The following is a 4,678-nucleotide window of genomic DNA, read 5'->3' as shown; positions in this document are numbered from 1 at the left end:
CCGGACACCTCGCCCCCCTGCTCCGGTGGCTGGTCCACGACGGCTACGGCTTCCACCAGGCCTACTTCCACACCGGCACACACGTCCACCGCCGCGTGCGGGACGGGCGCGCGGCGCGATACACCGGGGACGGCCCCTACGCCCTCCGGGCCGCTGACCAGGGGGTGGGTCGGGCACTGTGGTTCGTCGGGGGCACGGACCCCGACCGGGTCGCGGCCCTGGTCGAGTCCTTCCCCGAGGGACGCCGTGCCGACCTCTACTCCGGGGTGGGGCTGGCCGCCACCTACGCGGGCGGTGCCGACACCGACGAGCTGCACCGGCTCCGCGACCACGCGGGGCGCCACGGGCGGCACCTCGCCCAGGGGAGCGCCTTCGCCGCCGAGGCCAGGATCCGCGCGGGGCTCCTCGTCCCCCACACGGAGACCGCCACCGGGGTGCTGTGCGGCACGGACGCCGAGACGGCGGCCCGCGCCTCCCGCGACCTGCGCCCCGAACCGTCGGGGGCCGAGGACCCCGGCCGTCCGTGGTACGAGGTGTGGCGCGCCCGGCTGGCCGACGAGTTCGCGCTCCGCGAGGGCGGGGGTGCGTACTCGTGACCGGGACGGACCGGCGCCACCCCCCGCGCACCCCGCTCCGGGCGGCGCCCGGCATGCTGCGGGACCTGCTCACCGACCGGCTGGCCATGATGTCCACCGCGGTCGAACGACACGGGGACGCCGTGCGCATGGCGGCCGGTCCCAAGACCCTCTACCTGTTCAACCACCCCGACCACGCCAAACACGTGTTGGCCGAGAACTGGGACAACTACCGCAAGGGCATCGGGCAGAGCCACGCCAGACGGGCCCTCGGCGACGGGCTGCTGACCAGCGAGGGCGAGCGGTGGCGCGCCCAGCGCAGGACCATCCGTCCGGTGTTCCAGCAGCGCAGGATCTCCGGCCGGGCCGACGCCGTGGCCAAGGAGGCCGTCGCGCTGGCGGACCGGTTGCGGGCCAGGGCCGGGCGCGGGCCCGTGGACATGGTGGAGGAGACGACCGCCCTGACCCTGGGCGTCCTGGGCCGAACCCTCCTGGACACCGACCTGCACGCCTTCGACACCATCGGCTCGGCGTTCGCGGCGGTCCAGGACCAGGCCATGCTCGACATGATCACGATGAACGCGCTGCCGGTGTGGCTGCCGACGCGCACGCAGACCAGGTTCCGCGGGGCCCGGGCGGAACTCGCGCGGATCGTCGACCGGCTCGTCGAGGGACGCACCGCCGCGGACGACGCCGACGACGCGCTCTCGCGGGTGTTGGCCGACGCCTCCGTGGAGCCGGACCCGCGGGTGCGTTCCCAGCGGGTGCGCGACGAGCTGGTCACCCTCCTCCTGGCCGGTCACGAGACCACGGCCAGCACGCTGAGCTGGGCGCTCTACCTCGTGGACCGCAACCCGGGGACCGCCGAACGGCTCAGGGACGAGGCCAGGAGCGTACTCGGCGACCGGGCGCCGACCCACGAGGACCTGCCCAAGCTGACCTACACCTCGATGGTGGTCCAGGAGACCATGCGGCTGTACCCCGCGGTGTGGGTCCTGCCGCGCGTGGCGCTGGACGACGACGAGGTGGGCGGATACCACGTTCCCGCCGGGTCCGACGTCCTGATCTGCCCCTACACCCTGCACCGGCGCCCCGACGCGTGGCCGGACCCCGACCGCTTCGACCCCGAACGGTTCGCCCCCGGCCGCCGCGACGAGCGTCACCGCTACTCCTACATCCCCTTCGGGGCCGGACCGAGAGTCTGCGTGGGCAGCAACCTCGGGATGCTGGAGGCCGTCTTCGTGCTCGCGGTCATCGCGCGCGACCTGCGACTCACCCTTCCACGGGGCCGCCGGGTGGTCCCCGAGGCCATGCTCTCGCTGCGTGTGCGCGGCGGCCTGCCGATGAACGTCCACACGCTCTAGGACGCCGGCCCACGGCGCGCCCGGCCCACCCACGACGACAGGAGATGACCATGACGGGCACCCCCGACGCGGACAGCGTCGAGACACGGACGCTGGAGGCGTTCGCCGACACCATCCTGCCCGGCGCGAGACGCGGTCCGGACGACGTGACCGTCGCGGGGCGCTCGCACGACGCCGGAGCGGTCGAGGCGGGTGCGCTGGAGCTGCTGCGGACCCCGGCCACGGGGCTGACCGCCGGGCTGGCCGACCTCGTCGACCTCCTCAACGAGCACGCCGAGCGCCACGCGCGCGAGCACGGACTGGACCCGGGCGGCGACGGCCAGCCCCCCTTCGTCCGGCTCCCCTTCGAGCACCGCACCGCCCTCGTCCGCGCGCTCACCTCGCCCGGCCACCCGGAGAAGGAGTTCTGGGTGATGCTCGCCCTCTTTTGCAACATGGCCTACGACAGCGCCGCCCACACCAGCACCCCCGACGCCATCGCGGCCGGGCACCCCGGACTGACGGCCATGGGTTTCGCCGCTCCGGACGCGGACGGACTGCTGCGGTTCAAGGAGTACTCCTACGGCAGGCCCCTGGCCCGCCTCCACCCGGACACCACGCCCTCGGGGAGCCCCGCATGACCACCACGGAGAAGACCGACGTCCTCGTCGTCGGCAGCGGCTTCGGCGGCGCCATCACCGCCTACCACCTCGCGGCGGGGGGAGCGCGGGTCACCGTCCTCGAACGCGGCCCCTGGCTGGCGACCGAGGAACTCCAGCACGACTTCCTCCTCGGCTCCTCCTACACACGCGCCTTCGACTTCACCGTCGGGGACGGGATGAGCGTGCTCGGCGGCAACTGCGTGGGCGGGGGGAGCATGGTGTACTTCGCCGCGCTGCCCCGGGCACCGCGGTTCGTCTTCGAACGCCGGGGCTCCGTCGGGCGCCGCATGTGGCCCGCCTCGATCACCCGCGACGCCCTCGACCCCTGGTACGACCGGGTCGCCGAGGCGCTGGGCGTGCGGACCCAGGACTGGTCCGACGTCAGCTACGCGGGCGGACTCTGGGGCGCGGCCTGCGACCACTCCGGTCGCACGGCCAACCCGGTGCCCGTCGCCATCGACAAGGACGCCTGCGTCAACTGCAACTGGATGATGGCGGGCTGCCGGTTCGAGGCCAAGAAGTCCCTGATGTTCAACTACCTGCCCGCCGCCCTCGCCCACGGGGCGCGGATCCGGCCCCTGCACGAGGTACAGCGGATCGACCGCCTCGACGACGGCGGGTACCGGGTGCACTACAACGTCATCGACGACAGCGACTACAGGATCGTCGACGGCTCGGGCGCCATCGACGCCAAGATCGTGGTCCTCGCGGCCGGAGCCGGGGCCACCCCCGTCATCCTCAAACGCTCCGAGGAGCGCCTGGGCGCCATGCCGCACGCGGTGGGACGGTACTTCTCCGGCAACGGGGAACGCCTCAACACCGCCGTCGTCAACGAGGACCGGGTCCGCGACGTCCTGGGCCTGGCCCGCGACGACGAACGCGCCTACGAGGCGTTCCAGATCGGCAAGGGCCCGTGCGTGGCCAACTGGGACCGGCTGGACGCGTCGCTGCCGGAGTACTCCCGGTACTCGCTCGAACAGCTCTACTTCCCCCCGGCCCTGGGCACCATCCTCGCCCAGGTCCCCGGAGCCCCGACGCCGTCGTGGTTCGGCGCGGACAAGAAGGAGATGCTGCGCCGCTGGAAGTCGTGGCTGATCGTCTTCACCATGAGCGAGGACGACAACGAGGGTGTCTTCGGCACACCGCCCCCCACGGGCAACGCCGTGCGCCTGTCCCAGCAGATGCTGGGCCGCGGCCCGCTCACCTACCGGCCCACCCTCAACACCCAGCGCGGCTGGGACGCCTCGGACGCCGAGGTCAAGGAGATCCTGGAGAAGGACGGGATCGCCAGCGTCGCGCCGTGGACCAACGACCTGGTGGGGGCCTACACCGTGCACCCGCTCGCCTCGTGCCGCATCGGCGACGACCCGCACACCTCGGCCCTGGACGACCGCCACGAACTGCGGGGCCACCCCGGGATCTTCGTCACCGACGGCTCCTCCGTGCCGGGAGCCCTCACCGTCAACCCCGCGATGACCATCGCGGCCCTCGCCGAGCGCTCCGTTCCGGGCATCGTCGAGGCCGTCCGAGCACGCGGGGTCGACGTCACCTACGGCGCTCCCGCCCCCGACGGCGCCACGTCGGGGAGCGGGGACGTCCTTCACCTGGCCGGTCGTCCGTCCGCTTAGGGCGCGTCCGCCGTGCACACCCGACCGCCGACGATCCGAGAGGGGAGGAAGGACCGTGCTCCGTACGATCCTGAGGGCGGCCGTGCGCCGGTCGCTGAACGAGGTGCGCCACATCCGTCCGGATCCGCCGGGCCGCGCGTGCGGTGAGGTCGCCGACCTCTACGGGCGGGTGGAACGCGACTTCGGGGTGCTCGCCCCGCCCGTGGCCATGCTCTCGCCCGCGCCCGAGTGCGCCGCGGCGACCTGGACGGCGCTGCGTGAGTCCCTCCTCGTCCCGGGGCGCACCGAGCGTGCCGAACGGGAGGCCCTCGCCACCGACGTGTCGCGCCGCAACGCCTGCCCCTACTGCGTGGAGGTGCACGGCGCCACCCTCGGTTCGCTCGGAGGGGACACGGAACCAGCCGGGCCGTCCCCGAGACCGCCCGGGTCGGCCCCGCCCGCCGAGCGCGCCGAACTGGGCGCGGTCGGGC

At 73.6% G+C, this 4,678-nt stretch carries 4 protein-coding genes; all 4 read left to right on the top strand.

All coding sequences use genetic code 11. The annotated features are described in order from the left end of the window. Nucleotides 1-596, top strand: a 596-nt coding sequence (locus D471_RS33915; RefSeq protein ID WP_017598712.1) for a DUF1702 family protein, incomplete at its 5' end; no start/stop codon positions are given. After that, a complete protein-coding gene (locus D471_RS0111250) occupies nt 593-1,939 on the top strand; it encodes a cytochrome P450 (protein WP_017598711.1) in 1,347 nt (448 codons plus the stop codon). The genes D471_RS33915 and D471_RS0111250, both read left to right, overlap by 4 nt. Nucleotides 1,940-1,989: 50 nt before the next feature. Then, a complete protein-coding gene (locus tag D471_RS0111245) occupies nt 1,990-2,559 on the top strand; it encodes a DUF5987 family protein (protein WP_017598710.1) in 570 nt (189 codons plus the stop codon). Continuing rightward, nucleotides 2,556-4,208 (top strand): FAD-dependent oxidoreductase, encoded by a 1,653-nt coding sequence (locus tag D471_RS0111240; RefSeq protein WP_017598709.1) that lies wholly within the window; start codon nt 2,556-2,558, stop codon nt 4,206-4,208. Before D471_RS0111245 ends, D471_RS0111240 begins: the two co-directional genes overlap by 4 nt. Nucleotides 4,209-4,678: the final 470 nt, after the last annotated feature.

The sequence above is a fragment of the Nocardiopsis lucentensis DSM 44048 genome (assembly GCF_000341125.1).
Classification (GTDB): domain Bacteria; phylum Actinomycetota; class Actinomycetes; order Streptosporangiales; family Streptosporangiaceae; genus Nocardiopsis; species Nocardiopsis lucentensis.
The sequence above is the reverse complement of the archived record's forward strand: the minus strand, read 5'-3'. Positions and strand labels throughout refer to the sequence as shown.

Excerpts from the sequence above, each read along its gene's own strand:
- D471_RS0111240 (WP_017598709.1), top strand. The coding sequence starts at position 2,556 with ATGACCACCACGGAGAAGACCGACGTCCTCGTCGTCGGCAGCGGCTTC.
- D471_RS0111245 (WP_017598710.1), top strand. The coding sequence starts at position 1,990 with ATGACGGGCACCCCCGACGCGGACAGCGTCGAGACACGGACGCTGGAG.